We start from the raw sequence: 25,621 nt of genomic DNA on the forward strand, positions 1-25,621 counted from the left end.
GCATGGCCCGCGCGTTCATCACCGGCGCCACCGGCCAGGACGGCAGCTATCTGACGGAGCGGTTGCTGGCCGAGGGGACCGAGGTGCACGCGCTCCTGCAGCCCGGCGAGCGGCCCGCCGACGTCGACCTGCAGGGCGTGGCGATCCACCGCGGGGACCTCACCGACGTCGCGGAGGTACGCCGGCTGCTGGTGGACCTGGCCCCGGGCGAGGTCTACAACCTCGCGGCCGTCAGCTCGGTGGCCCGCTCGTGGGCGGAGCCGGACCTGACCTCGCGCGTCAACGGGCTGGCCGCGGCAGCGCTGCTGGAGTCGGCGTGGCAGGCCCAGGAGAAGAGCGGTCGCCCGGTCCGGGTCGTCCAGGCCTCCAGCGCGGAGATGTTCGGGATCCCGGTGACCAGCCCGCAGGACGAGGAGACGCCCCTGCGGCCGGTGAACCCGTACGGCGCGGCCAAGGCCCACGCCCACCTGATGGTGGACGTCTACCGTCGGCGCGGCCTGCACGCGGTGAGCGCGATCCACTACAACCACGAGTCGCCCCGCCGGCCCCGGCACTTCGTCACCCGCAAGGTCACCGCCACCGTGGCGGCCATCGCCCGCGGCCGCGCCGACCGGCTGCAGCTCGGCAACCTCGACGCCCGGCGCGACTGGGGGTGGGCCCCCGACCACGTCGACGCGATGGTGCGGGCGGCCCGCGCCGACCACCCAGGCGACTACGTCGTCGCCACCGGCACCTCACGCTCGGTCCGCGACTTCGTCGCGATGGCGTTCGCCCACGTCGGGATCGCGGAGTGGGAGTCATTGGTGAGCGTCGACGGCGACCTTCTGCGGCCCCAGGACGCCCCCGAGCTGGTCGGGAACCCCGCCCGCGCGCGCCGGGAGCTGGGCTGGGCGCCCACGGTGGCCTTCGACGAGCTCGTCGCCCGGATGGTCGACGCCGATCTGGCCCGGTTGGACGCCGGGCGCGAGTGATCAGACCGGCGAGGTGACCCGGCGATGCGGGCTCGGGCTTGCGGGCACGCCCGCGAGCGCGAGAATGGCCCCATGACCGGCGACTGGCGCGAGAAGCTGCGGGGCAGCGGCTACCGCCTGACCCCGCAGCGGGAGCTGATCCTGCGCGCGGTCGAGGAGCTCGGCCACGCCACCCCCGACGAGGTGCTGGCCCGGGTCCGCGAGCAGTCCTCGGCGGTCAACGTCTCCACGGTCTACCGCACGCTGGAGGTGCTCGAGCAGCTCGGCCTGGTCCGGCACGCCCACCTCAGCGACCGGGCCCCGACCTACCACTCGGTCAGCGACCACGAGCACTTCCACCTGGTCTGCCGGAATTGTCACCGCATCGTGTCCGTTGACCCAGAGGTGCTTGATCCGCTGCGCGACCGGCTGCGCAGCGAGCACGGCTTCACGATCGACGTGGGGCACCTGACCGTCTTCGGAAGGTGTGAGACCTGTGAGTGACCACCGCAGTCCGCTGCTCGAGCTGCCCGGCGCTGTCTCCGGCGACGGGATCGACGCGGGCGTGGCCGCGCACTACGGCTCGTTCAACCTCGAGCAGCGCACGCTGGAGTCCGGGGAGGGCTTCGTCGACCTCTCGCACCGCGAGGTGATCCGGGTCGAGGGCCCGGACCGGCTGACCTGGCTGCACTCCCTGACCTCCCAGCACTTCCTGGAGCTGCCCCCGAAGAGGTGGATCGGCGCGCTCGTCCTCAGCCCCCAGGGCCACGTCGAGCACGCCTTCTTCGGCTACGACGACGGCGAGGCCTTCCTCGCCCACACCGAGCCCGGCCAGGCCGCCGCGCTGGTCGCGTTCCTGGACCGGATGCGCTTCATGATGCGCGTCGAGGTCACCGAGGTGACCGGCGACCTCGCGGTCACCTGGCGCCCGAAGCCGGGGGCCGAGGCGCGAGGCGGCCACGACTTCTACGCCAACTACGAGCTCGTCCCCCGCGACCAGCTCACGACCTACGCCGAGGCCGCGGGCCCGGCCTGCGGCCTGTGGGCGTTCGAGGCGCTGCGGATCGCCGGCGGCGAGCCCCGCCTCGGGCTGGACACCGACCAGCGCACCATCCCCAACGAGGCCGGCTGGATCGGCCCGGCGGTGCACCTCGACAAGGGCTGCTACCGCGGCCAGGAGACGGTGGCCCGGGTGCACACGCTCGGCCGCCCCCCGCGTCGGCTGACGCTGCTCCACCTCGACGGCTCGGAGAACCGCCTCCCGGCCGTCGGCGCCGCGCTCACCCAGGGCGAGAAGGTGGTCGGCTTCGTGGGCACCTCGGCCCGCCACCACGAGCTGGGCCCGATCGCGCTGGCGATGGTCAAGCGCAACGTACCGCTCGACGCCCAGCTCGAGGTCGACGGGCTCACCGCCGCCCAGGAGGTCCTGGTCGACCCCGAGGTCGGCCTGCACGTGCGGCCGCTGCGCTAACGCTCGCCGCGCCGGCGCGCGCACGACGAGGCCGAGTCGGCGCTCGTTGACGTGCAGCGCGTCAACCAGCGCCGACTCGCGGACGGGAAGGGTCAGTCAGGAGACGACCCGCTGGTCGAGCAGGTCCAGCAGGTAGCCGCCGTAGCCGCTGCTGAGCAGTGCGTAGGCGCACTCGGCGAGCTGATCGTCGGTGATGAAGCCCTGCCGCCACGCGACCTCCTCGGGGCAGCCGATCTTGGTGCCCTGCCGGGCCTCGATCGCCCGCACGAAGTCGCCGGCGTCGTGCATCGCCTCGAACGTCCCGGTGTCCAGCCACGCCGACCCGCGCGGCAGCACCTCGACGTGCAGCCGCCCCTGCTCGAGGTACAGGCGGTTCAGGTCGGTGATCTCCAGCTCCCCGCGCGCGGAGGGCCGCAGCGTGCGGGCCAGCTCGACCACCTCGTTGTCGTAGAAGTACATGCCGGGCACCGCGTAGCTGCTGCGAGGCTTGGCCGGCTTCTCCTCCAGCGACAACGCCCGGCCCCGCTCGTCGAACTCCACGACGCCGTAGGCGGTCGGGTCTGCCACCCGGTAGCCGAAGACTGCGGCGCCGTCGAGGCCGCGGAAGCGGCGCAGCGTGTGGCCGAGTCCGGTGCCGTAGAAGATGTTGTCGCCGAGGACCAGCCCGACCTCCTCCCCGCCGATGTGGTCCTCGCCGATCAGGAACGCCTGGGCGAGCCCGTCGGGCGAGGGCTGCACGGCGTAGGAGATCGAGAGGCCCCAGTCCGCCCCGTCGCCGAGCAGCCGGCGGAACGCCTCGGCCTCGTGCGGGGTGGTGATGACCAGGATCTCCCGGATGCCCGCGAGCATGAGCGTGGTCAGCGGGTAGTAGATCATCGGCTTGTCGTAGACGGGCACCAGCTGCTTGCTGACCGCCCGGGTGATCGGGTGCAGCCGCGAGCCGGTCCCGCCGGCGAGGATGATGCCGCGCATGCCACGACGCTAGGAGAGGACGGCGCCGGTCGGGGGGTCCCGGGTGACGATCCCCAACATGGCGTAGCCGCAGCCCCGGACCCGGTCCGGCACCCTGCCGCCGACCTAGGTTCGCGACGTGGAACGAGTCCTCGTCACCGGCGGCGCCGGCTTCATCGGTGCGAACTTCGTGCGCCACCTCGTCTCACAGACCGATGCCCGGGTCACGGTGCTCGACAAGCTCACCTACGCCGCGAGCACCGAGGCGCTGGTCGGCCTGCCCGGGTCGCGGGTCCGGCTCGTGCCCGGGGACATCGCCCACGCCGACGTCGTGGAGCCGCTGGTCGCCATGCACGACACCGTCGTGCACTTCGCGGCGGAGTCCCACAACGACAACTCGCTGACCCAGCCGGCGCCCTTCGTGACCACCAACATCCTGGGCACGTTCACGCTGCTCGAGGCGGTCCGGCGCACCGGCGCCCGCTTCCACCACGTCTCCACCGACGAGGTGTACGGCGACCTGCCGCTCGACGACCCGGCCCGGTTCACCGAGGACACCCCCTACCGTCCGAGCAGCCCCTACTCCGCCTCGAAGGCGAGCTCGGACCACCTGGTCCGCGCCTGGATGCGCAGCTTCGGGGTCCGGGCGACGATCTCCAACTGCTCCAACAACTACGGCCCCTGGCAGCACGTGGAGAAGTTCATCCCCCGACAGATCACCACGCTGATCGACCGGGGGCGGCCCCGCGTCTACGGCGCGGGGTGCCACGTCCGCGACTGGATCCACGTCGACGACCACTGCGCGGCGATCCTGGCGATCCTCCGGTCCGGCCGGATCGGCGAGACCTACCTGGTCGGGGCGGACGGGGAGCGCAACAACCTGGAGGTGGTGCGGACCCTGCTGCGCCTCTTCGACCGGGACCCCGACGACTACGACACGGTCCTGGACCGGGTCGGCCACGACCTGCGCTACGCGATCGACGCCGCCAAGATCCGCCGCGAGCTGGGCTGGGAGCCCCAGTACGCCGACTTCGAGGCGGGCCTGGCGACCACGGTCGACTGGTACCGCGTCCACGAGCCCTGGTGGCGCCGGCACAAGGCGGCAAGCGAGGCGGCCTACGCGGCGGTGGGCCAATGAACGCCGCGGCCGAGCTGGCGCTGGACCTCGCACCCGCCCCGCTGAGCGTCCAGGAGACGGCGCTGCCGGGACTGCTGGTGCTGCAGCTGCCGGTCCACCACGACCTGCGCGGCTGGTTCAAGGAGGCCTGGCAGCGCCAGGCGATGACCGCGCTCGGGCTGCCGGACTTCGAGCCGGTCCAGCAGAACATGTCGTGGAACGCACAGCGCGGCACCACCCGGGGCTTCCACGCCGAGCCGTGGGACAAGCTGGTCACGGTGGCGCACGGCTCGGTCTTCGGCGCCTGGGTGGACCTGCGCCCCGGCCCCAGCTTCGGCCGGACCGCACAGGTGCGCATCGACCCCACCGTGGCCGTGTTCGTGCCCCGGGGGGTCGCCAACGCCTACCAGTCGCTGGAGGACGGCACCGCCTACTGCTACCTCGTCAACGACCACTGGCGGCCCGGGGTCGGCTACCCGGCGGTGAACCTGGCCGACCCGGAGCTCGACGTGCCGTGGCCGATCGCGCTGGACCGCGGCGCCCGAGTCTCCCCGAAGGACCGCGCCAACCCGCCGCTGGCCGAGGCCATCCCCGTGCCGCCGCTGAAGACCCTGATCACCGGCGCCCAGGGCCAGCTGGGTCGAGCCCTGGCCACCGCGTTCCCCGAGGCGCACGCCGTGGGCCGCCACGAGCTCGACATCACCGACGCGGCGGCGCTGGCGGCCTGGCCCTGGCACGAGTACGCCGTGGTGCTGAACGCCGCCGCCTACACCGCGGTCGACGTCGCCGAGTCCGCCGAGGGCCGGCCCAGCGCCTGGGCGGTCAACGCCACCGCCCCGGGGCTGCTGGCCCGGATCGCCCGGGAGCACCGGCTGACGCTGGTGCACTACTCCACCGACTACGTCTTCGACGGCCATGCCGAGCTGCACTCCGAGGACGAGCCGCTCTCCCCGCTCGGCGTCTACGGGCAGAGCAAGGCGGCCGGCGACCTGGCCGCCGCCACCGCACCGCGGCACTACGTCGTGCGCTCCTCGTGGGTGGTCGGCCAGGGCCACAACTTCGTCCGCACGATGCGGCGGCTCGCTCGCACCGGCGCCTCCCCGCGCGTGGTGGGCGACCAGGTCGGGCGGCTGACCTTCGCCGACGAGCTGGCCCGCGCCACCCGGCACCTGCTGGAGACCCGCGCCGCCTACGGCACCTACAACGTCACCAACGGCGGCGCCCCGACGTCCTGGGCCGACATCGCGCGCGAGGTGTTCGCGCTGAGCGGCCGCGACCCCGGCGACGTCACCGAGATCAGCAGCGCGCAGTACGCCGCCGTCGCGCCCCGGCCGCGACACAGTGTGCTCGACCTCTCCCGCCTCCAGGCCGCCGGCTTCGACCCGGCCGACGCACGCTCGGCGCTGCGTAGCTATCTCGCTGCCGAGTAGCCGCGGACCCGATTCACCCGTCCCCAGCACAGGCCCTTCATTACCCGTCAGTAGCCTCCGGATCCGACTGGAGCGGAGATCCCCGATAGAGTGACGCCGCCACGACGCACAACCAGACGGGACTGACGTGGAACTGAAGGACTACTGGCGCACCCTCCGTCGACGGTGGAAGGTCGTCATCCTCTGCCTGCTGCTCACGGTGGCCGCCGCCTCGGTGTTCACGTTCTCGGCGACGCCGCAGTACTCCTCCTCGGCACAGATCTTCGTCTCCACAAGCCCGACGGACGCGAGCCAGGCCTACCAGGGCAGCCTGTTCGCCACGCAGCGGATCAGCTCCTACGCCAAGATCGTCGACACCCGGAAGCTCGCTTCGCGAGTCGCAGATGACCTCGGCAGCACCTACACGCCCGATGAGCTGCGTGACGAGGTGACCGCGACGGTCGACCCCGACACCGTCCTCCTGACGATCACCGCGACCGACCCCGACCCCACGACGGCACGGGACATCGCCCAGGCCTACGCCGAGGAACTCAGCAACTACATCGCCGGCCTCGAGACCCCCGACGGCAAGAAGCGACCGCTGATCAAGGCCTCGATCGTCGACAATGCGGAGCGCACGACCACTCCGGTCAGCCCCCAGCCCGTGCGCAACCTGGGGCTCGCGATCGTGCTCGGCCTGCTGCTCGGCGTCGGCGTGGCGGTGTTGCGCGAACTGCTGGACACCTCCGTGTCCAACGCCGAGGACGTCGGCGAGGTCACCGAGGCCCCGATCCTCGGCCACATCGGCACCGACCCCAACGCCGTGAAGGTCGCCCCCGCCGACGTGCTGCGCGACGTGACGCCGTGGGCGGAAGCCTTCCGGGTGCTGCGCACGAACATGCAGTTCGTCGAGGTGGATCGTCCGCAACGGATCTTCGTCGTCTCGAGCTCGCTGCCAGGCGAGGGCAAGTCGACGACCGCGGTCAACCTGGCGATCACGCTGGCAATGGCCAAGCAGCGCGTGGCGCTCATCGAGTGCGACCTGCGCCGACCACTGATCGCCAACCGGCTGAGCCTCGACGGCGCGGTCGGCACCACCAGCGTGCTGATCGGAAAGGTCCAGCTCGCCGACGCCCTCCAGGAGTATGCCGACACCGGCCTGCAGGTCCTCACCTGTGGCCCGATCCCGCCGAACCCGTCGGAGCTGCTGCAGTCGGTGGCCATGGAGAAGATGCTCGGCGAGCTGCGCGACCAGTTCGATGTGGTGATCCTCGACGCGCCGCCGCTGCTGCCGGTCACCGACGCCGCACTGCTGGCCTCCCAGGCCGACGGCGCGCTGGTCGTGGTGCGGCACGGCAAGACCACTCGCGACCAGCTCCGCCACGCCATCGAGCGGGTCGAGGCGGTCGATGCCAAGGTCGTCGGCGTGGTGATCAACCTGGCGCCGGCGCGCCGCACCGGCCGCAGCTACGGCTACGGTTACGGGTACTCCTACGGCTACAGCTACGCGCAAGACCAGGTCAGCGGCGGCGACTCAACGAAGCAAGCGCGGGACGAACGTCGGCAAGGTAGACGAAAGCGGCGATCGTGAACGCCAGGCTGAGCAGGTTGATCGGCGAGGACCGCAGCATCAACAGCTGAAGCACCAGCCCAAGCCCAAGGATGATCGTCCAGGCCGGCTTGGTCAGCTTGTTCGCCGCCGTGTAGTGCTGCCCCGACCAGGTCAGGGAGTTGACGAAGGCGAAGACCTTGACCGCCAGCAGCACCAGGTCCACGATCAGCACGACCCCGAGCTCGAGGGCAAACACGTTCAGCACCCGACCAGCCTAACCGCCGTCCGACGCCCCGGCGTGCCTCGTTCCTCGAACAGCAAGCGCCAGAAGCCGATCGGTGGTCGAGTAGCCAGCACCTGATCGCTGGTCGAGTAGCGAGCGCCAGCGAGCGTATCGAGACCCGCTGACACGAAAGACCCCCGGAACCACAAGATTCCGGGGGTCTCGCCGTCAGAACAGCCTCAGCTGCTCATCGCGGGGTGCTCTTCAGTCGCCGACCTTCTCAGCCGCTTGGGTCGCCGCGGTGGCGGCGTTCGACGCGGTGGCCTTCGCGGCGGTGGCGGTCGCCTTGGCGCTGGGCTTCGCCGACGACTTCTTGGCGGTGGTCGAGGCCTTCTTGGCGGTCGACTTCGCGCCGGAGGCGGCCGTCTTCGTCGTCTTCTTGGCGGTCTTCTTCGCCTGGGTCGACGTGGTCTTGGCCTTCGCGGTCGTCGTCTTCGCCGCGGTGGTCGTGGCCTTGGTGGACTCCTGGCGGCGGATCCGGCCCACGAGCGTCTCGCCGCGCTTGGCGAGGTCCTCGTAGGCGCTGGTCACGGTGGCGACGTTGTCGTTGAGCAGCGCCTGGACGCGGCCGGGCAGCTCGCGGGCGTCGGACTGCAGCTCGGCGACGCGCGACTCGATCGCGTCGCGGCGGGCCTTGGCGTCCTTGGAGAGCGCCTCGACCCGGCCGTTCACCGTCGTAAGGGCCCGGTCACGCAGCGCCTGCGGCTTCACGTCGAGGCCGGAGACGTTCTTCTGCACGCCGGCGACGTAGCCGCGGACGTACTCCACGGCGAGGTCGGTGACGCCCACGCCGGCGTAGAGCGGGCGGGCAGCTTCGGTCTTGATGTCGAACTTGGCCTTGGCCATGTCGATCACTCCTTGGAGGGGTTGTCGGTTTCGCTCTCGGTCCTGGCATTGAGCGCGAGGAACGACGCGTAGACGTCGAGCAGCGACTGCTTCTGCCGCTCGGTGAGCCCGGTGTCGTTGAGCACCGCCAGCTCCACGGAGCCTCCGACGCCATCCTCGGGGCTGAGGATCCCTGCGCGGATGTAGAGCTGCTCGGCGGAGATGCGCAGCGCCCTGGCGATCTGTTGCAGCACCTCGGCCGAGGGCCGGCGCAGACCACGCTCGATCTGGCTCAGGTAGGGGTTGGAGACGCCGGCCTGCTCAGCGAGCTGCCGCAGGGACAGCTGCGCGGCGACGCGCTGCTCCCTGAGGTAGTCGCCGAGGTTCCCGACGGTCTTGCCGACCCTTCCCTTTGCCATACCTCCACCCTGCTAGCAGGAGTTAGCAAATGCAAGCAGAACGAGGGTGAAGCCGTTCACACCTGAGTGAAAATCCCAATGAAACATGGACTTCTGGGCACTCCAGCCCCGCTAGCCACGGCAACCAACGTAACCACTAGTCCCGGGGCCAGAAGAACAACCATCCGGCAACCCCGAGTCCGGCGATCCCGGCGAGGTCCGAGGACGTCAGTCCGTGAGTGCGGGTGACCGTCAGCACCACGACGCCCTCGACGGACTGGTCGACGAGCAGCCACACCACCGAGGTCAACCCGAGGGCGATCGCCCCGATCCGCCCCGTCTGGGGTGCGACGGCGGCCAGCACCACGAGTCCCGCGAGCACCAGCCCCGCCAGCATCAGAAGCTGGCTCGGATCTCGCCCACGGGTCGGCCGCCGCCGAGCAGCTCCACGACCCCCGTGCGCCGCACCGCGTCGGCGTCGACGCCGTCCTCCTCGGGCACCCCGGCCCGCCGGAGCATCTCGGCCATCAGCACCGGGCGCACCCGGGCGGCGCCGTCGTCGGTCTTGAGCGCGAACGCGCGTCCGTCCGCCAGCGCGACCGCGTAGCAGGACTCAGCCCCGGCCTTGCCGATCGAGCCGGGGATGGCGGTGAGCAGCTCGCGCTCGTCGCGGGTGGTCCCCGAGACCGACGCCGGGTGCTGGCGGATCGCGTCGGTGATCCGCTGCGAGCGCTCGTCGGGCTTGTCGTTGCCGTCCAGCCCGAGCGCGAGGCGCCGGAAGGCGCGGGCCAGGCCGATCAGCGAGGTGGACAGGAGCGGGGCGCCGCAGCCGTCGACGGCGACCTGCTCGACGCGCTCCCCCGTCATCTCGGCGAAGGTCTCGAGAATGACCTGCTGCAGCGGGTGCTGCGGGTCCAGGTAGCTGGCGGTGTCCCAGCCGTTGACGACACAGGTGGCCAGCATCGCCGAGTGCTTGCCCGAGCAGTTCATGTGGATGCGCGACTTCTCGCCGCCGTCGCGGATCAGCCGGAGGCGGGCCTCGTCGTCGAGCGGCCAGTCCGGCGGGGTCTGCAGCGCCGACTCGCCCAGCCCGGCCGAGCCCAGGATCCGGCGCGCGCCCTCGATGTGGAAGTCCTCACCGGAGTGCGAGGCGCAGGCCAGCGCCAGCAGCTCGGGCGGCAGGTCGAGGCCCAGCCGCACCATGCCGAGGGCCTGGAGCGGCTTGTTGCACGACCGCGGCAGCACCGGCACGGCCACCGCGCCGACCGACCAGTCCACCTCGCCGTCCTGGCCGAGGGCGACCAGGGAGCCGTAGTGGTGGCCCTCCACGAACCCGGAGCGGACGATCTCGGCGACGGGCACGGGGGCGGCGGAGGCAGCTGCAGACATGCCCCGCAGCGTAGCCAGCCGCGGGTGGCAGGATGCTGCCCGTGTCGACCCCCGCCTCGCCGCCCGTCCCCCAGCACTGCCCCACGCCCCGCGAGCTCGACGACCTCGAGCTGCTGGTGCACGGCGCCCTGGCGCCGACGACCGCGTTCAACGAGCCCGGGAGCCCGGTCACGCTCACCCTCCCCGAGCAGGTGAACGCCCAGGCGGCGGCCGCCGGGGCGGTGGAGCTGGTGGACCCCGAGGGCCTGCCGCTCGCCCGCGTGTCGGTGCCCGGCGGCGAGATCGAAACGCTCACGCACGCGCAGTTCGGACCGTTCCGTAGCCACTACCTGACTCCGCGCCAGGCCCTGGAGCAGTACGCCGGCCGCACGTTCGTTCCCGTCGACGACGCGCTCACCCGGGCCCAGCTCGACCAACTCGCAGAGGTGGGACCGCTCGTGCTGCTGGCCCTGGTCGGCCACGGCACCCCGGCGCTCTCGCCGGTCGCACTGCTCCGCGCGACGCTCGCGGCGGCCGGACACCTCCCGGGGGCGGCCGTGGTCGCCGTCCCGCTCGCCGCGCACGGCGACGCCGAGGCCGACCACGCCCTGGGCCACCGGGTGGTCGCCAATTACGCCGGCCACAACCCGGTGCTGGCCCTGTCGTCGACCGATGACGACTCCGAACCTCCGGCCGACATCGCCGAGATCGTCGATTTCGACCAGCCGACGCCCGAGCGCCAGGGTCTGGTGCTCTTCTTCACGGGTCTGTCCGGCAGCGGCAAGTCCACGCTGGCCCGCGCGCTCGTGGACCGACTGCTCGAGCACGGCGAGCGCACGGTGACCACGCTCGACGGCGATGTGGTGCGCCGCCACCTCTCGGCCGGGCTGACGTTCTCCAAGGAGGACCGGGAGACCAACATCCGCCGGATCGGCTGGGTGGCCGCGGAGATCTCCCGGCACGGCGGCGTCGCGGTCTGCAGCCCGATCGCCCCCTTCGACGCGACCCGCCAGGACGTGCGGGCGATGGTCGACGAGGCCGGCGGCGCGTTCTTCCTGGTCCACGTGGCCACCCCGTTGGAGGAGTGCGAGCGACGGGACCGCAAGGGCCTCTACGCCAAGGCCCGCCGCGGCGAGATCCCCGAGTTCACCGGCATCTCGTCGCCCTACGAGGAGCCCGACGACGCCGACGTCCGCGTCGACACCACCGGCCGCACGATCGATGACGCCCTCGACGACGTCCTGGTCGCGCTGCGCGATGCCGGCTACCTCGACCTCACCGCCGAAGAGCCCACCACCGCCGAATTCGGTGGTCGAGGAGCGAGCGCCGACGCGTCCTCCGGTGGTCGAGTAGCGAGCGCCAGCGAGCGTATCGAGACCCCCGCACCCGGCGCGACGCCCCTCAAGGTCCTCTTCGTCTGCACCGCCAACATCTGCCGCTCCCCGTTCATGGAGCTGGTCGCCCGCCACGAGCTGGGCGACCGGACCGGCCTCGAGTTCGCCAGCGCCGGCACCCACGGCTTCCGCGACAGCGAGATGGACCCGGTCATGGCCGACACCCTGCCGGGCGGCGTCGCCCCGGACGGCTTCCGCAGCCGCCCGCTCACGGCCGCGATGGTCGAGGAGGCCGACCTGGTCCTGACCGCGGAGGCGGCCCACCGCACGTTCATCCTCGAGGACCACCCGGGCGCCTTCCGCAAGGTGTTCACGCTGGGCCAGTTCGCCGAGGCGACGACTTCCGCCACCGGCCTGACCGGCCACGAACTGCTGGCCGCGGTCGCGCAGCGGCGCGGCAGCGCCGACCCCTCGCTCGACGTGCCGGACCCCTACCGACGCGGTCCCGAGGGCGCGCGGGCCGCCGCGGACCTGCTCACCGACCGGCTGCGCGCCATCTTAACTGCACTAGTTGGATAGAGTATGGTCACTCACTATGGGTGACCTGATCACGACCACGTTCTTCTCGATCCTGGCCGCGGGCTTCGTGGTCGGGATCGTGGTCGGCCTGACCGGCATGGGCGGCGGGGCGCTGATGACCCCGGCGCTGATCTTCCTCGGCGTGGGCGGCGCGGCGACCGTGGTGACCGCCGACGTGACCGCGGCGGCGATCTACAAGGCCGGCGGCGCCGTCACCCACGCCCGCGAGGGGTCGCCCAACCTCGCGCTGGCGAAGTGGCTGGTGCTCGGGTCGGTGCCGTTCGCGCTGCTCGGGCCGTGGCTGATCCACGCGGTCGCGGGCCCGGAGCCGGGCAGCCTGGACACGCTGCTCAAGGAGGCCATCGGCTTCGCGCTCCTGCTCGCCGCCACCACCTACGCCCTGCGGCTCTACATCAACCTGCGCCGGGTGCGCAGCGGGGTCGGTGACGCCGATCCGAACCCGCCGGTCCGCCCGATCCCCACCCTGCTCGTCGGCGCCCTGGGCGGCCTGCTGGTCGGGATCACCAGCGTCGGCTCGGGCTCGGTGATCATGATCGCCCTGCTCATGCTCTACCCGGGCCTGTCCGCGGTGAAGCTGGTCGGCACCGACCTGGTGCAGGCCGTGCCGCTCGTGCTCGCCGCCGCGATCTCCAACATCATCCTCAACGGCCTGGACTGGACGATCCTCATCCCGCTGGTGCTCGGCTCCACCCCGGGCACGATCCTGGGCGCCAGGATCGCGCCCAAGGTGCCGCAGTCGTTCATCCGCCGCGGCATCGTGATCGTGCTGACCATGTCGGGCATCGCGCTGCTGGACAAGTCCGGCTGGGCGCCACTGGGTGCCGGCGAGGACCAGACCCACCCGGTGCTGATCGGGCTGGTCGGGATCGCGATGGTGGTCGTGGTGCCGCTCATCTGGGGTTTCCTGCGCAAGGAGCAGGGCCTGCCGTTCATGGGCGCGCCGACCGTGGCGGAGCTCGAGCGCCCGGGCTGGAAGCGCCGGAACCACGAGCCCGCGGAGTGACTCGCCGCACCCTCCGGTCGCCACGGTTGTCCCCGCCGGGCCACAGCCCGATACGATGCTGGCTGCTGTCCCGAGGAGAGGTCCCCTTTCTGTCATGACCGAAACGCACGCCGACTACCGGCTGAGTCAGCTCGACCAGCTGGAGGCGGAGTCGATCCACATCTTCCGTGAGGTCGCCGCCGAGTTCGAGAAGCCCGTCCTGATGTTCTCGGGGGGCAAGGACTCCATCGTGATGCTCCGCCTCGCGGAGAAGGCGTTCTACCCCGCGAAGATCCCGTTCCCGATCATGCAGGTCGAGACCGGCCTGGACTTCCCCGAGGTGATGGAGACCCGCGAACGCTGGGTCAGCCGCCTCGGCGTGCGGCTGGTGGTCGCGAGCATCGACGACGCGATCAAGAACGGCATCGTCGTTGACGACGGGAAGACCTCCCGCAACCGCTTGCAGATCGGCACGCTGCTGAACGCGATCGAGGAGAACGGCTTCACCGCCGCCTTCGGTGGCGGTCGCCGCGACGAGGAGAAGGCCCGCGCCAAGGAGCGCGTCTACTCCCACCGCGACGAGTTCGGCCAGTGGGACCCGAAGAACCAGCGCCCCGAGCTGTGGAGCCTGTTCAACGGCCGCCTGCACGCCGGCGAGCACATGCGGATCTTCCCGATCTCGAACTGGACCGAGCTCGACGTGTGGGCCTACATCGCCCGCGAGGGCATCGAGATCCCGTCGATCTACTTCGCCCACCAGCGCCGGGTCTTCGAGCGTGACGGCATGCTGATGACCGAGACCCCGCTGAACCCCTGCCGCGAGGGCGAGGTCGCCGAGGAGCGCACCGTGCGCTTCCGCACCTGCGGCGACATCTCCCTGACCGGCTGCGTGGAGTCCACGGCGAGCACCGTCGAGGAGGTCATCGAGGAGATCGCGGTCGCCCGAGTGACCGAGCGTGGCGCCACCCGCGGCGACGACAAGTTCTCCGAGGCTGCCATGGAGGACCGCAAGAAGGAGGGCTACTTCTGATGGCTTCCCAGGAAACCAACACAGCGAACCCGAGCGCCGGCGAGCAGGCCGTCGAGATGGTCACCACGAACATGGACCTGCTGCGCTTCGCCACCGCAGGCTCCGTGGACGACGGCAAGTCGACCCTGATCGGTCGGCTGCTGCTGGACTCCAAGTCGATCTTCGAGGACCAGCTCGAGGCCGTCGAGGCCACCAGCCAGTCCCGCGGCTACGACTACACCGACCTCGCGCTGCTGACCGACGGCCTGCGCTCCGAGCGCGAGCAGGGCATCACGATCGACGTGGCGTACCGCTACTTCGCGACCCCGAACCGCAAGTTCATCATCGCCGACACCCCGGGCCACGTGCAGTACACCCGCAACATGGTCACCGGCGCCTCCACCGCCGACCTGGGCCTGGTGCTGGTCGACGCCCGCCAGGGCCTGACCGAGCAGTCCCGTCGGCACGCGGTGATCCTCTCGCTTTTGCGGGTCCCGCACCTGGTGCTCGCGGTGAACAAGATGGACCTCGTGGACTACTCCCAGGAGGTCTACGAGAAGATCCACGCCGAGTTCACCCAGTTCGCCACCAAGCTGGCGATCCCTGACCTCGAGGTCATCCCGATCTCCGCGCTCAAGGGCGACAACGTGGTCACGCGCTCGGAGAGCATGCCGTGGTACTCCGGTCCCACGCTGATGCACCACCTCGAGCATGTGCACGTGGCCTCCGACCGCGACCTGGTCGACGTCCGCTTCCCGGTGCAGTACGTCGTGCGCCCGAAGTCCGACGAGCACCACGACTACCGCGGCTACGGCGGCCAGGTGGCCGGCGGCGTGCTGAAGCCGGGCGACGAGGTCGTCGTGCTGCCCTCGGGCATGACCTCGAAGATCCAGGCCATCGACCTCTTCGACACCGACCTCGACGAGGCGTACCCGCCGATGTCGGTCACGGTCCGCCTCGAGGACGACGTTGACGTCTCCCGCGGCGACATGATCGCCCGGGTGAAGAACGCGCCGAAGCCGAGCCAGGACATCGACGCGATGGTCTGCTGGATGACCAACGAGCCGCTGCGCCCGCGCCAGAAGCTCGCCATCAAGCACACCACCCGCAGCGCCCGCGCGCTGGTGAAGGACATCCAGTACCGCCTGGACGTCAACACCCTGCACCGCGACCAGGAGACCAAGGAGCTCGGCCTCAACGAGATCGGCCGCGTCCAGCTGCGCACCACCGTGCCGCTGCTGTGCGACGCCTATTCGAAGAACCGCACCACCGGCTCCTTCATCCTCATCGACGAGGCGACCGGCGTCACCGTCGGCGCCGGCATGATAAATAGTGGGAACTGAGGTCCGCATCAACAAGTCGACAGTGGGAACGTCTTCGCAGCGCCCGACCGGATGCGAACCTAAGCGAGATACTTGCTAATTCTGCAAGTGCAAAAGTTGAGCTCGTATCAGGGTGTTACGCGGCAACTCAAACCTTGAAACGGCATGCGCCTAACCTGTAAGAAGAAATAGCTCCTTGGCGTGATAACTCTTACTGACAAATTGGAACTTCAATGAGCAAATATTCCAACGATGCGGGGCGTGAGTCGATGCCGCATCGGGAACCGGTTCAGAGGGCGTTTCAAAACGTCTATGTTTATTACCCAAGGGGCTCTCGCACTGGCGGGCCGGAAGCTTTACATCAACTCGTCCACACACTGCGTGAGCAAGACATAGCCGCCTATCTGGTCCCCACGGAATGGTCGCGCAGCGAGCGTCGAGTTCCCGAATACCGCTCTTACGATGCCCCCGAGGCGCAAGAGGTCGTCGACCACGCGGACAACTGTGTTGTAGTGCCTGAAAGACTTGTCGGGCAATTGCGCGAATCTCGGAATGCCCAAAAGTTCTGTTGGTGGCTGAGCATCGACAACGCTCGAATATTCCAAGCGGAGCGAGCCTACCGCCAGAAGCGCGCGTACCGCAGTGACCCCGGGTTCGCCAATTTCATGCGCCGCTGGCTCGGGCATCGGACACCAGCCCTGGAGTGGCGAATTAGGGGCCTGGGCGCGGTGCAGCACCTGACACAATCGCAGTACGCGTGGAGCTATCTAAACAGCCGTTTCGACATTCTACCTTCAGCTCTTTCTGACTACACCCCCCTTGTCTCGATCGGGACTCCCCGCCGCGCCGATCGCGTCGTCATCTCGTTCAATCCCGCTAAGGGCGGAGAATATGTCGAAGGGGTAAAGTCGCTATTGGCGGGAACCATTGAGTGGGTGGCCATCGAAGGCATGTCCACGGAAGAGGTACACGGTGCTCTCGGTCGTAGCGACATCTATCTCGATCTCGGCCACCAACCAGGCAAAGACCGTTTGCCACGAGAAGCTGCCGCGGCGGGCGCGGTCGTTGTGCTGATGCGGCGGGGTGCAGGGGCATACAGTCAGGACACCCCCATCCCAGCAGAACATAAAGTCAATCCCAACGGTGACATTTCCCGAAATGCTGCCGACGTCCTCTTATCTCTACAATCCAATCTCGCGGCTGCTCGGCATGCGCAATCGCAGTACAGAAAGTCTGTTGCAGCCGAACGGGAAGTATTTAGGCGTGAGGTCATGGCCATCTTCGGTCGTCGGCAGTTCGGATGGGACCATGGATCAGCAATTGGCGCTGCGTCGTGGATGTCGAGAAGCGATTGACAGGGAAATCCTCCCTGATTGGCAGATTTGTCGGGTTCTCGACACTTCCTTTCTTTGGAATGATTGCTTCCTTCGGGGCAATTCCGGTTGTAGCGCGTCATTGTGGCTCTCAGCAGTGGGCAGGCCTGGCGATCGGTCTCTCGGTAGGCGCGTGCGCGGCTATCTTCGTCAACTACGGATGGTCGCTGACGGGACCATCTGCCGTTGCGCAATCGGATTGGGATGAACGTCGGCGGCTCTACGCAGACAGTTTGGCCGTTCGCTCTCTTGTCTTTGCGCTGGTGGCGCCACCAGCGATACTGCTGGCGACATTCCTCGCGCCGGCGGCAGGCCGAAGCCTTAGTGCGATAGCCGCGGCGGGATCGACATTTAACGGCATGTCCATCGCTTGGTATTGCATCGGGATGGGCGAGCCAGCAGCAATCGCTATTTTCGAACTCTTCCCGCGTATCTTGGCAGCGGTTGTGGCTGCAGGATGCATAGGGCTCGGTGGGCCAGTCGAACTCTTCCCGGCGACACAATTCGTCGCTGTCGCCGCTGGTGTGGGAACGCATGCAGGCATGACCCTTCGGCGGGAGTCGGCTCACCCGCGTGGTCACCTTCCGAAGCGTCTTGGTTCGCTTCTCGTCCGGGGCTTTCCCGCCATGGTTGTCGAGGGAGCAGCGGGACTATATGCGTCGGCGGCGGCAGCGATAGTAAGTACACAAGCGGCGCCTGCCAGCGTATCTTCGTACAGTAGTGGGGATCGACTGTATAGGATCGGCCTAAGCGGTTTGTCCGCCGTAAGCAATGCTAATCAAAGTTGGATAGCGGAGACTACGGGTGCGACGCGGGGGCGACGGGCACTTAGATCGATGGTAGCTCTCAGCCTCGCTGGAGCTATGGGCATGATCACACTCGCTTGGATTGGAACACCCGCCTCGCATCTGATTTTTGGGCCTCACTTCATTAAACCTTCGACCTCCTTGGCATTTGGCATTTGCTTCTTTGCTGTTGCCGTCAACACAGGGCAGGCGCGATTTGTCCTAGCGCCGTCTGGCAGGACGAGGGAACTGATGATCGGGACTTTCGCCGGTGCAGCGACTGGCGTGCCGGCGATTGCCTTGGGTGCGGGTATGGCTGGAGCTGCTGGAGCGGCGTTTGGACTGGCGGTTAGTCAAGTCGTTGTATGCGCGACGTTGGCATATCCAACGGCTCGAGTCCTCAAGTCTCTGTATCGTGAAAATGCGGACCAAGAACTAGTTGGAACGGAGGCACGGGATTAATCGCCCGTAGATTTCTATGAGTCACGAGCTGCTTGGCGTCGAAATCGTCGTTCCTACCTACTGTCCAGATGCTTACGCAATCGAGAATATCGCTCGCATGGGTCGTATGGCGCCTACGGTGGTCGTCGACGACGGCAGCCCTCCGGGTGGATCGGCGTATCTTAGCGAAATTGCCGCACTTCCGGGAGTTCACTTACTTTCCTTGCCGATAAACTCCGGCATTGCGGCGGCCCTGAATTTAGGGGTTGTAGATTGCATTCGCCGCGGCGCCGAATTCGTGATGACGTTCGACCAAGATTCGAGTCCGAGCGATAAGTACGTTGTCGAAATCATGCGAGCGCTCCGACGGACCAATCTGAATAATCTTGGGTGCATTGGTCCAGGGGTCGTCTCGGGTCGGAAGGTTAGGGGCATCTTTCTCGGCAGCGACCTAGTCACTACAACACAAATCATTCAGAGTGGAATGGTCATCCCTAAATCAACGGTCCAGCGCATCGGACTGTTTGACGAAGACTTATTCATCGACGCTGTTGACACTGACTACTGTCTGCGCATGCGTAGAGCCGGTCTTCAAGTGTTGGCCGACCCTGAGCTTAGTCTCGAACACAGGCTGGGCGCGGGCGACGGGTCCAGGCAGATCAGAATCGGGCCGTTTCGACCGACGGCAACGTTCCATTCGGCAGCTCGCCGTTACTACATCAATAGAAATCTTGTCCACACGCTGAGGCGATATGGCCTGCGGGAGCCGAGATGGGCTGCACTGATCGTCCGCCGCGTTATGATTCGCAATCTTTTGGCATGCCTTCTCGAAGATCATCGCCGCGGAAAAGTTCGAGCGGCGGGCTTGGGTCTGTGGGACGGCTTCCGCGGTGAATCCGGCAAATGCCGACACATATTCTGAGTTCCCTTTCGGCACCCGGCCCGGACGTGATGCGGCCGATCACGGTGTGTGAGTTGACTGCCCGAACCTTCAGCTCGCCCCATCCGAAGCGTCTCGCGGTTGGATGGATCCTCTTGGGAATGCTGCAGGTGAACTTTTAGTTAACCGGTGCGTTCATTGTTGCGATTCGTCTCCGTCAGTGTTCCTAGCGAGCACGCGCCACCGCTTCGGGTCGTCGTTGAGGGCCGAAGTGAGGCGGTGCGTAACCTCAAGGACGTGGTACGCCAATTCATGGATCTGGGCGCGAAAAATGCTTTAGTGATAGCCTGTCGCAGACAGCTGGTGCTTCCTGAACGTCGGGGGCTTCGGCAAAGTTTCTGAAGTCGATCCTCAGGCGTCTATCCCTATTCATCAACCGATATTGTTGTGCAGGAGTCTGCGTTGACCCCGAAAAGTGAATTTGGGAGCCGGCCCGCTCTGGTCCTGTATCCCATGCACGGGACCCACAAAATGGTGACGGAAGGTTATCGAACGCGCGACGCCCACCTATTGGAGTGGTTTGTCAAGCTGCTTCAGGGTGGCCGTCACGTTGATGTTCGTTCCAGGCCGGAACCTTTTCCTCGGCAAGAATTCACGACGTGGTTCCGCCACTCTAGGCCCCTGGCCGGCGTGCAGGACAACCGGAGGAGCGTCATTGCCGTTCCTCCGCTTCGTGATCGTCAGCGATGGTGGGTACGATCCGTTCGGCATTATGAGTTCCCTCGTCAGTCGGCCGCACTTCCGGCGATCGCTTGGAATCCCTTGGTCGCCGCGAAACTTCTAGCCGACGACTCGATCCGTCCCCGTTTACTGACGGTCGATCTCCTTGACGATTGGACCATTCACCCGGCCTTCGGAGGCATTCAGTCTTCAGTGCGGCCTGCGTACGAGCGGATTTTTGGCGAGGCGGACAACGTGGTTGCCAACGCCGAGGGCACGCTGGACCTCGCTCGGCGATTCGGGCGGGATGACGCCATTCTGATTCCCAACGGCTGCGATCCCGAGCGGTTCTCTACTACCTCGATCGCTACTGGGCCCCTCACAGTTGGGTACTTGGGCAAAATTGGTTCGCGACTGCACTTTGACTTGATCGCGGAGGTCATGTCCCTGTGTCAAGACTGCGATTTCGTCTTTGCTGGCCCGACGATGGACCGCCGGGCCCGGTCTTTCATGAGGTCCCTGCCTAGTAACGCAGTTCATGTCGGAGACGTGCCGTACCCCAGGGTGCCTGAATTTCTCCAGCGTCTCGATATAGGCTGGATTCCCCACAGGGTCGGGGAGGGCGAAGTTGGTGGCGATGCCATAAAACTCTATGAGTACAGGGCATGCGGGCTCCCCGTCCTATCCACGCCGATCTCTGGTGTGGCTGAGCGGGGCTTGCGCGACGTGACGATACGGGATTCAGCGCGTCAGCACGCGGACTGGATTCATGAGCGTGCATCACAAAGTACATTTCGTATCCGCCGCGCTGAAGATATTCCAGCGGGGCTTACCTGGAAATCCAAAGCGCAGGTGATGCTGGACTTGCTGGATATTCATGACTACGTCGGGTCGTCGGGCGATGGATGATTTGTTCATCATCCTGTCGCCCACCGCGTCCGGTAATGCGTTAGGGCGAGCGTTGAGCATGGCGTTGGTTGCACGTGAACTGGGGGAGTGCCGCCTGTTTGCCCCAGAGTCGAGCAGTCGATGGCTACCCGCAGCGCAGTTTCCGGTAGCCGTTGACGATCTGCCTTCGCCCAACCTATTCGGTAAGCGGGTTCGCGATTGGAGTCACGACAGACGCATTGTGGTATGGTCCTGCAAGTCAATCTCACCCTTGCCGAGATATCTAAGAGCGTTGCGTCGGGCTGTCCCGGAGGACCGTTTGTGTGTGGTCGTCGACTTCGACGATGACGACGCGGGTCTTGCGGAAATGTTTGTGGCTCGTTCCGTGCGAAATGCTGTGAAGCTGAACCGACTGCGCTCGGGGTCCGCGACCAGGATTCGGCGGGCGCAGCGAAGGGCAGTCAGGGTCGCAAACGCTCGTTCGGTCGCTACGTGGGCCCTCGGGCCACACGTGCCCGGAAATCATCTGCCGTCCGTGCGAATTCCCCACGTGCGGCACCGCATGCTGGTCGGGCACCCCTCCTTCTCCAGAGATCGCCCGATTAGAGTCGGATTCCTGGGAACCTGGCGTGCCCACAAGGGAGGTGATGCCCTCATGCGGCTAGCCGAGACAAAAGGGTTCAAGCTGGTCACGTTTTCTCAGAAGGGCGTTGTCGCCGCCCCGGGTTTGGAAGTTCTTGACCCCTCAACTCCGTTGTCGGCCGCTTACTCGCGGATCGACGTCCTAGCTCTGCCGATGTCCACCGACCCAGCAAGTCTCCGGCAGCTTCCGGCTAAATTGGTTGACGCGTTTTCTGCGGGAGTGCCTGTCGTGGCCACGCCAACGCCGGCCATCACCGAGATAGCTGGCACTGCCATCACTTATCTGGACGATTGGACCGATATTACTCAGGTCCAGCGGGTCATGCGGGAAGCGGTCAGCGATTACTCGAAAGTGCGGATGGAGGTTGTTTGGCGAGAACGTCTCAGTCCGGGTGAGGTATCTAAGCAATTATCTCTGCTGCTTGCAAAGACACGTTCGGCTGCGTGCGGGAACACGTAAGCGAGCTGGGAGAAGCGTTCAGTTCTGGCGCCCTACTCGTTATTATTCGTCAGCGTCAGCGATTCCGCCGTTGTGAAAGCCCGCCAATGGCCAGACCGCAACCTTCTCGCTGCGCTCGGCCTTGTCTTTGTGGCCAGCCCTGTTTGGGCAGCTCAGCGTCATTATCGCGACGACCGGGGTAGGTGTAAGGATTAGCGATCCTCAAGCCCGCCCACTGGGGGGATTATGCTTACTTCATGACGGGGGCGTGGACGTTGCTTGGGGTCAATACTGGCGTGCCATCGTTGCAGGCGGCCATGGGTACCTCTAAATCGACATTGGGTATTTGTGGCGGGCGCAAGTGAGCTTGCGTGCGTGCGTCATGCGCTGGTGCTCAGGCGGTTAGCGTTTTCATTGGTTGCGGCCGGAATGTCCCCTTGCTTCTGTATCTCAGGATTCAAGAAGTTGAACCGTCGATCGTTTGGGCAGCTGACAAATACAGGTCTGTCTGCTGGGTGTGCTCGACCCAAGGTATCTATGCTGGCCCGTTTCACGGCACTTCGCAGTTGAGGTTGTGCCGCGGCCTCTGGGGGTGGCTGGATGGGGGCCGGGGTCCCCTGAAGATGGAGGTTCCCACGCCGACCATGCAGCAGACCTCGACTTGTCCGACGCTGCCTTCGTATGCCCTGGCCTGACCAAGTTCTGTCGGCTCGACGAGTTCGGCCCCGAGGTTTCCGGCCAGCGGCTGGAACCCGGTCGGGCTGTCCTCGCTTCGCCGATCCTCGGGCCCGGTGACGGATCCGATCGGTGGCGTCGCAGCGGATGCCACGGCGTCCCGCGCGGCACCGTGACCAGGCCACTGGCGCAGCAGCCGCTGAGCTGGCGACCCAGTTGGGGCGACAGATCAGCGCATTCCCGGCTGAGCAAGCGAGGTCTAGCAGCCGCTGGTGTGGCGGCTTCTGCCGTCGAGTCGACGACTCTCAGCAAGCGGGGCCGGGCCCCACACGGCCGGCCTCAGGCGGACGCGGGGCTGTCTGCAGCGACCAAATTCAGGTCAGATGATTCCGCGGGTCTTGGTTGAAGCGCTATAGGGTCGCATCGGGGTGGGCATGTCTCGCGTCAATTGCCGCCTCTTGCTAGGATTGTGGGGGCTCGGACGGGACTGCTGGATACGAGTACTTATATATTTCGCAAGAGGTCGGGCCTAGGCTAGATCGCAGCAGGACACTTAACCTAACACGAAGGGAACGGGCGTGAGCCACGTTGTTGTTGTCGGTTTGGGGTATGTCGGTCTCCCCCTTGTCGACGAAGCTTGCCGCTCGGGACTGCAAGTTACTGGATTTGACATAAATTCGGATGTAGTGGCAACACTCAATAGTGGTAAGTCCCATGTGGATGATCTCGGCGATGACCGCGTTGCCGAACTTATTCAGCTAGGTTTTCGCGCTACGACTGACGCCGCCGTCGTTGCGGCTGCTGAGACGGTTGTGATCTGTGTCCCGACGCCCCTTAGCGCCGACGGCGGCCCCGATCTCGCGGCGGTCGAGTTTGCGTGCCGGTCCATTGCGCCGCACATGGCGGTTGGGACGCTGGTGGTACTGGAATCAACTACCTACCCCGGAACTACTGCAGAGTTTGTCACGCCACTACTTGAGCAGGTGTCGGGGCTCAGGGTGGATGTTGATTTCTTCGTTGCATATTCTCCAGAGCGGATTGATCCGGGTAACCACCAATACGGTCTTCGAAACACTCCGAAGATTGTCGGTGCAGACGGGGACACTGCTCGGGCCCTTGCGGCTGAGTTCTATTCTCGAGTTGTTGATGAGGTTGTTCTGGCGCGCGGCTCTCGCGAGGCAGAGTCTGCAAAACTGCTTGAAAATACTTATCGCCATGTGAATATAGCATTGGTCAATGAGATGGCACGATTTTTCCATGAACTCTCAATCGACTTCTGGAATGTGATTGAACTTGCGTCAACAAAGCCATTTGGCTTTCACGCCTTCCGTCCGGGCCCTGGCGTGGGTGGTCATTGCATTCCCATTGATCCGAATTACTTGAGTCACAGGGTGCGTTCGCAACTTGGTTACGGATTCCGGTTCGTTGAGCTCGCTCAGGAAGTGAACGCTTCGATGCCTGCGTACGTGGTCTTCCGGGCCGCAGAATTGCTCAATGATTCGGCCAAGGCATTGAGGGGCAGTAGGGTCATTCTGCTTGGTGTAACCTATAAGGCTGATATTGCTGATGTGCGGGAATCGCCGGCGGTCGCCGTTGCCGAGAAGCTCGTTGCGAGTGGAGCCAGTGTTCGATTCTGCGATCCGCACGTTGACGTTTGGAACGTGGATGGCGTGAGTCCAGTCGAGGGGGATCTACTGGAGGCCGTGCGCGAGGCGGACCTAACAATCCTCCTGCAGGCGCACTCGCAGTTTGATCTGGATGCCATTGCAGATGCGGCTGGGGTGCTATTCGACACGCGGGGCGCGGTGACAAGCACCCGCAGCGTTCGCCTATAACACCTCCTGGCGAGGCCGCCGGCGTTGGATCCGTGCAATAGAGTCGACCGAGTGACCAAAGCATCTATACGGAGGTCCGTGGCCGGGGTGCGAGCGTTCTGACTGTCTGACAGATTGTCCCCCGGGGTGGGCAGGCGATCCGCGCGGATTCGGCTTTGCTGGTTCGCAAAGATGTTGAGGCGGCTTGAGGAGCTGCGAGAGAGGCTGGCATGGAGATCGCGATGCTCGGCACACGGGGCGTGCCCGCTCGATACGGTGGCTTTGAGACCGCGATTGAGGAGATCGGCAGTCGTCTGGCAGCCAAGGGCCACCGGGTGCGCGTCTACTGCCGCAACCAGGGCCAGACTCAGAAGACCCACAAGGGCATGGAGCTCCTCAACCTTCCTGCGGTGCGGCGATCGTCCCTCGAAACCTTGAGCCACACGGGGTTGTCGGCCCTGCACAGCTTCGGCCGCAAGCCTGACGTCGCGGTCCTGTTCAATGCGGGCAACGCGCCCTTCATCCCGGTGCTCCGGGCGCGTGGTATCCCGACGGCAGTGCATGTGGACGGGCTGGAGTGGAAGCGCGCGAAGTGGCAGGGTCTGGGCGCCAAGTACTACAAGTGGGCCGAGGGTGTTTGTGCCCGGTCCGAGACTGCCCTGATCGCGGATGCCCAGGGCATCGCCGACTACCTCCAGGTCGAGTACAACGCTCCGAGTTACCTCATCGCCTACGGCGCCGAGATCCTGGATCCCGGACTCGACAAGCTGGGCGATCTCAACCTTCAGAGCCGGGAGTTCCACCTCGTTGTGGCCCGGATGGAGCCGGAGAACCACGTCGACCTGATTGTCGAAGGGTACTGTCAGGCGGGTTCGTCACGACCCCTAGTGGTGGTCGGTTCCGCTCCCTACCAGGACGAGTACATCGCGAGCCTGAAGGAGTTGGCCAAGGGTCACGACGTCAGGTTCGTCGGCTCGGTCTGGGATCAGGACCTCTTGAACCAGCTCTACGCTCATGCTCGGTCCTACTTGCACGGCCATTCGGTGGGCGGGACGAATCCCTCGCTGTTGCGCGCCCTCGGTTGCGGCGCCCCAGTCACCGCCTTCGATGTGAACTTCAACCACGAGGTCACTGCGGAGCACGCCCGCTTCTTCAGCGACGCAAAGTCAGCTGCCACGGCCATTCGAGCGGACGACGCGGACCTTGAGGCGGCGCGCTCGAGGGGCACCCTGGGACAACGTCACGTCGAAAAGGCCTACCGGTGGGACGAGGTAGCCGACCGGTACGAGCAGATGCTGGTGGAGATCGCCGGCTGAGTGGCACGAGCGTCCCAGGACGCTCCTCCTACCTCAAGTTGAGGAACATCGTTGACCGCACCCAAGGGGACCGAGAA

The 25,621-nt window shown here is 66.4% G+C and carries 23 protein-coding genes and 1 pseudogene; 18 read left to right on the top strand and 6 right to left on the bottom strand.

Annotated features, from left to right (window positions below):
* Positions 1 to 2: 2 nt before the first annotated feature.
* The 3 genes from BJZ21_RS02830 to ygfZ all read left to right on the top strand — a co-directional run bounded on the left by BJZ21_RS02830 (position 3) and on the right by ygfZ (position 2,421).
* Positions 3 to 971, top strand: coding sequence for a GDP-mannose 4,6-dehydratase (locus tag BJZ21_RS02830; protein WP_179662369.1), 969 nt, complete (start codon positions 3 to 5; stop codon positions 969 to 971).
* Between the two features lie 72 nt (positions 972 to 1,043).
* Positions 1,044 to 1,454: a Fur family transcriptional regulator gene (locus tag BJZ21_RS02835; protein WP_179662370.1), complete on the top strand. Its 411-nt coding sequence runs from the start codon at positions 1,044 to 1,046 to the stop codon at positions 1,452 to 1,454.
* Complete coding sequence (gene ygfZ / locus BJZ21_RS02840; protein ID WP_179662371.1) at positions 1,447 to 2,421, top strand: CAF17-like 4Fe-4S cluster assembly/insertion protein YgfZ; 975 nt, start codon at positions 1,447 to 1,449, stop codon at positions 2,419 to 2,421. Before BJZ21_RS02835 ends, ygfZ begins: the two co-directional genes overlap by 8 nt.
* A 96-nt stretch (positions 2,422 to 2,517) precedes the next feature.
* On the opposite strand, the gene rfbA is transcribed toward ygfZ, so the two are convergent.
* Complete coding sequence (rfbA, locus tag BJZ21_RS02845; protein WP_179662372.1) at positions 2,518 to 3,393, bottom strand: glucose-1-phosphate thymidylyltransferase RfbA; 876 nt, start codon at positions 3,391 to 3,393, stop codon at positions 2,518 to 2,520.
* A 118-nt stretch (positions 3,394 to 3,511) separates the two neighbouring features.
* Here rfbA and rfbB point away from each other — a divergent pair, with 118 nt between their 5' ends.
* From rfbB to BJZ21_RS02860, 3 genes are all read left to right on the top strand, one after another.
* Positions 3,512 to 4,510 carry a dTDP-glucose 4,6-dehydratase gene (rfbB, locus tag BJZ21_RS02850; protein WP_179662373.1) on the top strand — a complete coding sequence of 333 codons (999 nt, stop codon included), beginning with the start codon at positions 3,512 to 3,514 and terminating at the stop codon, positions 4,508 to 4,510.
* Complete coding sequence (gene rfbD / locus BJZ21_RS02855; RefSeq protein WP_179662374.1) at positions 4,507 to 5,919, top strand: dTDP-4-dehydrorhamnose reductase; 1,413 nt, start codon at positions 4,507 to 4,509, stop codon at positions 5,917 to 5,919. Before rfbB ends, rfbD begins: the two co-directional genes overlap by 4 nt.
* A 127-nt stretch (positions 5,920 to 6,046) precedes the next feature.
* On the top strand, positions 6,047 to 7,489 hold the full coding sequence (locus tag BJZ21_RS02860) for a polysaccharide biosynthesis tyrosine autokinase (protein ID WP_179662375.1): 1,443 nt from the start codon (positions 6,047 to 6,049) through the stop codon (positions 7,487 to 7,489).
* Here the strand turns inward: BJZ21_RS02860 and BJZ21_RS02865 are convergent.
* The 5 genes from BJZ21_RS02865 to BJZ21_RS02885 all read right to left on the bottom strand — a co-directional run bounded on the left by BJZ21_RS02865 (position 7,419) and on the right by BJZ21_RS02885 (position 10,345).
* Positions 7,419 to 7,715, bottom strand: a complete 297-nt coding sequence (locus tag BJZ21_RS02865) for a DUF2516 family protein (protein ID WP_179662376.1) — start codon at positions 7,713 to 7,715, stop codon at positions 7,419 to 7,421. The genes BJZ21_RS02860 and BJZ21_RS02865 overlap by 71 nt on opposite strands.
* A 222-nt stretch (positions 7,716 to 7,937) precedes the next feature.
* Entirely contained in the window at positions 7,938 to 8,579 is a 642-nt protein-coding gene (locus BJZ21_RS02870) for a hypothetical protein (protein ID WP_179662377.1), read from the bottom strand.
* 5 nt (positions 8,580 to 8,584) lie between these two features.
* Complete coding sequence (locus tag BJZ21_RS02875; protein WP_179662378.1) at positions 8,585 to 8,977, bottom strand: helix-turn-helix domain-containing protein; 393 nt, start codon at positions 8,975 to 8,977, stop codon at positions 8,585 to 8,587.
* A 136-nt stretch (positions 8,978 to 9,113) separates the two neighbouring features.
* The gene (locus BJZ21_RS02880; protein ID WP_179662379.1) at positions 9,114 to 9,353 is read right to left on the bottom strand and encodes a hypothetical protein; all 240 of its coding nucleotides are present in this window, start codon (positions 9,351 to 9,353) and stop codon (positions 9,114 to 9,116) included.
* Positions 9,353 to 10,345 (bottom strand): asparaginase, encoded by a 993-nt coding sequence (locus BJZ21_RS02885; protein WP_179662380.1) that lies wholly within the window; start codon positions 10,343 to 10,345, stop codon positions 9,353 to 9,355. The genes BJZ21_RS02880 and BJZ21_RS02885 overlap by 1 nt, the downstream gene beginning before the upstream one ends.
* A 41-nt stretch (positions 10,346 to 10,386) precedes the next feature.
* On the opposite strand from BJZ21_RS02885, the gene cysC reads away from it, so the two are divergent.
* The 12 genes and pseudogenes from cysC to BJZ21_RS02935 all read left to right on the top strand — a co-directional run bounded on the left by cysC (position 10,387) and on the right by BJZ21_RS02935 (position 25,544).
* Positions 10,387 to 12,237, top strand: coding sequence for an adenylyl-sulfate kinase (gene cysC / locus BJZ21_RS02890; RefSeq protein WP_343051923.1), 1,851 nt, complete (start codon positions 10,387 to 10,389; stop codon positions 12,235 to 12,237).
* 16 nt (positions 12,238 to 12,253) lie between these two features.
* Positions 12,254 to 13,261: a sulfite exporter TauE/SafE family protein gene (locus tag BJZ21_RS02895; RefSeq protein ID WP_179662382.1), complete on the top strand. Its 1,008-nt coding sequence runs from the start codon at positions 12,254 to 12,256 to the stop codon at positions 13,259 to 13,261.
* Between the two features lie 94 nt (positions 13,262 to 13,355).
* Positions 13,356 to 14,270: a sulfate adenylyltransferase subunit CysD gene (gene cysD / locus BJZ21_RS02900; RefSeq protein ID WP_179662383.1), complete on the top strand. Its 915-nt coding sequence runs from the start codon at positions 13,356 to 13,358 to the stop codon at positions 14,268 to 14,270.
* Positions 14,270 to 15,592, top strand: coding sequence for a sulfate adenylyltransferase subunit CysN (cysN, locus tag BJZ21_RS02905; protein ID WP_179662384.1), 1,323 nt, complete (start codon positions 14,270 to 14,272; stop codon positions 15,590 to 15,592). Before cysD ends, cysN begins: the two co-directional genes overlap by 1 nt.
* Before the next feature lie 212 nt (positions 15,593 to 15,804).
* Positions 15,805 to 16,926: a hypothetical protein gene (locus BJZ21_RS02910; protein ID WP_179662385.1), complete on the top strand. Its 1,122-nt coding sequence runs from the start codon at positions 15,805 to 15,807 to the stop codon at positions 16,924 to 16,926.
* 59 nt (positions 16,927 to 16,985) lie between these two features.
* On the top strand, positions 16,986 to 18,191 hold the full coding sequence (locus tag BJZ21_RS21910; RefSeq protein WP_425490532.1) for an oligosaccharide flippase family protein: 1,206 nt from the start codon (positions 16,986 to 16,988) through the stop codon (positions 18,189 to 18,191).
* 16 nt (positions 18,192 to 18,207) lie between these two features.
* Positions 18,208 to 19,092 (top strand): glycosyltransferase, encoded by an 885-nt coding sequence (locus BJZ21_RS02915; protein WP_179662386.1) that lies wholly within the window; start codon positions 18,208 to 18,210, stop codon positions 19,090 to 19,092.
* A gap of 648 nt (positions 19,093 to 19,740) precedes the next feature.
* Positions 19,741 to 20,679 carry a glycosyltransferase gene (locus BJZ21_RS21330; RefSeq protein ID WP_218851254.1) on the top strand — a complete coding sequence of 313 codons (939 nt, stop codon included), beginning with the start codon at positions 19,741 to 19,743 and terminating at the stop codon, positions 20,677 to 20,679.
* Positions 20,680 to 21,313: 634 nt separating this feature from the next.
* Complete coding sequence (locus tag BJZ21_RS21915) at positions 21,314 to 21,760, top strand: glycosyltransferase (protein WP_179662388.1); 447 nt, start codon at positions 21,314 to 21,316, stop codon at positions 21,758 to 21,760.
* Between the two features lie 640 nt (positions 21,761 to 22,400).
* A pseudogene (locus BJZ21_RS20755) lies at positions 22,401 to 22,631 on the top strand (ISL3 family transposase); the annotation flags it as partial.
* 361 nt (positions 22,632 to 22,992) lie between these two features.
* A complete protein-coding gene (locus BJZ21_RS02930; protein WP_179662389.1) occupies positions 22,993 to 24,249 on the top strand; it encodes a nucleotide sugar dehydrogenase in 1,257 nt (418 codons plus the stop codon).
* A gap of 209 nt (positions 24,250 to 24,458) precedes the next feature.
* Positions 24,459 to 25,544: a DUF1972 domain-containing protein gene (locus BJZ21_RS02935; protein WP_179662390.1), complete on the top strand. Its 1,086-nt coding sequence runs from the start codon at positions 24,459 to 24,461 to the stop codon at positions 25,542 to 25,544.
* Positions 25,545 to 25,621 lie beyond the last annotated feature (77 nt).

The sequence above is a fragment of the Nocardioides panaciterrulae genome, assembly GCF_013409645.1.
GTDB classification, from domain to species: Bacteria; Actinomycetota; Actinomycetes; order Propionibacteriales; family Nocardioidaceae; genus Nocardioides; species Nocardioides panaciterrulae.

What these genes read in the sequence shown, in the direction of transcription:
- BJZ21_RS02830 (WP_179662369.1), top strand. Translation starts at nt 3, where the DNA reads ATGGCCCGCGCGTTCATCACCGGCGCCACCGGCCAGGACGGCAGCTAT.
- BJZ21_RS02835 (WP_179662370.1), top strand. Translation starts at nt 1,044, where the DNA reads ATGACCGGCGACTGGCGCGAGAAGCTGCGGGGCAGCGGCTACCGCCTG.
- rfbA (WP_179662372.1), bottom strand. Translation starts at nt 3,393, where the DNA reads ATGCGCGGCATCATCCTCGCCGGCGGGACCGGCTCGCGGCTGCACCCG.
- rfbD (WP_179662374.1), top strand. Translation starts at nt 4,507, where the DNA reads ATGAACGCCGCGGCCGAGCTGGCGCTGGACCTCGCACCCGCCCCGCTG.
- BJZ21_RS02870 (WP_179662377.1), bottom strand. Translation starts at nt 8,579, where the DNA reads ATGGCCAAGGCCAAGTTCGACATCAAGACCGAAGCTGCCCGCCCGCTC.
- BJZ21_RS02875 (WP_179662378.1), bottom strand. Translation starts at nt 8,977, where the DNA reads ATGGCAAAGGGAAGGGTCGGCAAGACCGTCGGGAACCTCGGCGACTAC.
- BJZ21_RS02880 (WP_179662379.1), bottom strand. Translation starts at nt 9,353, where the DNA reads ATGCTGGCGGGGCTGGTGCTCGCGGGACTCGTGGTGCTGGCCGCCGTC.
- BJZ21_RS02885 (WP_179662380.1), bottom strand. Translation starts at nt 10,345, where the DNA reads ATGTCTGCAGCTGCCTCCGCCGCCCCCGTGCCCGTCGCCGAGATCGTC.
- BJZ21_RS02895 (WP_179662382.1), top strand. Translation starts at nt 12,254, where the DNA reads ATGGGTGACCTGATCACGACCACGTTCTTCTCGATCCTGGCCGCGGGC.
- cysD (WP_179662383.1), top strand. Translation starts at nt 13,356, where the DNA reads ATGACCGAAACGCACGCCGACTACCGGCTGAGTCAGCTCGACCAGCTG.
- cysN (WP_179662384.1), top strand. Translation starts at nt 14,270, where the DNA reads ATGGCTTCCCAGGAAACCAACACAGCGAACCCGAGCGCCGGCGAGCAG.
- BJZ21_RS02910 (WP_179662385.1), top strand. Translation starts at nt 15,805, where the DNA reads ATGAGCAAATATTCCAACGATGCGGGGCGTGAGTCGATGCCGCATCGG.
- BJZ21_RS21910 (WP_425490532.1), top strand. Translation starts at nt 16,986, where the DNA reads ATGATTGCTTCCTTCGGGGCAATTCCGGTTGTAGCGCGTCATTGTGGC.
- BJZ21_RS02915 (WP_179662386.1), top strand. Translation starts at nt 18,208, where the DNA reads ATGAGTCACGAGCTGCTTGGCGTCGAAATCGTCGTTCCTACCTACTGT.
- BJZ21_RS21915 (WP_179662388.1), top strand. Translation starts at nt 21,314, where the DNA reads ATGCGGCTAGCCGAGACAAAAGGGTTCAAGCTGGTCACGTTTTCTCAG.
- BJZ21_RS02935 (WP_179662390.1), top strand. Translation starts at nt 24,459, where the DNA reads ATGGAGATCGCGATGCTCGGCACACGGGGCGTGCCCGCTCGATACGGT.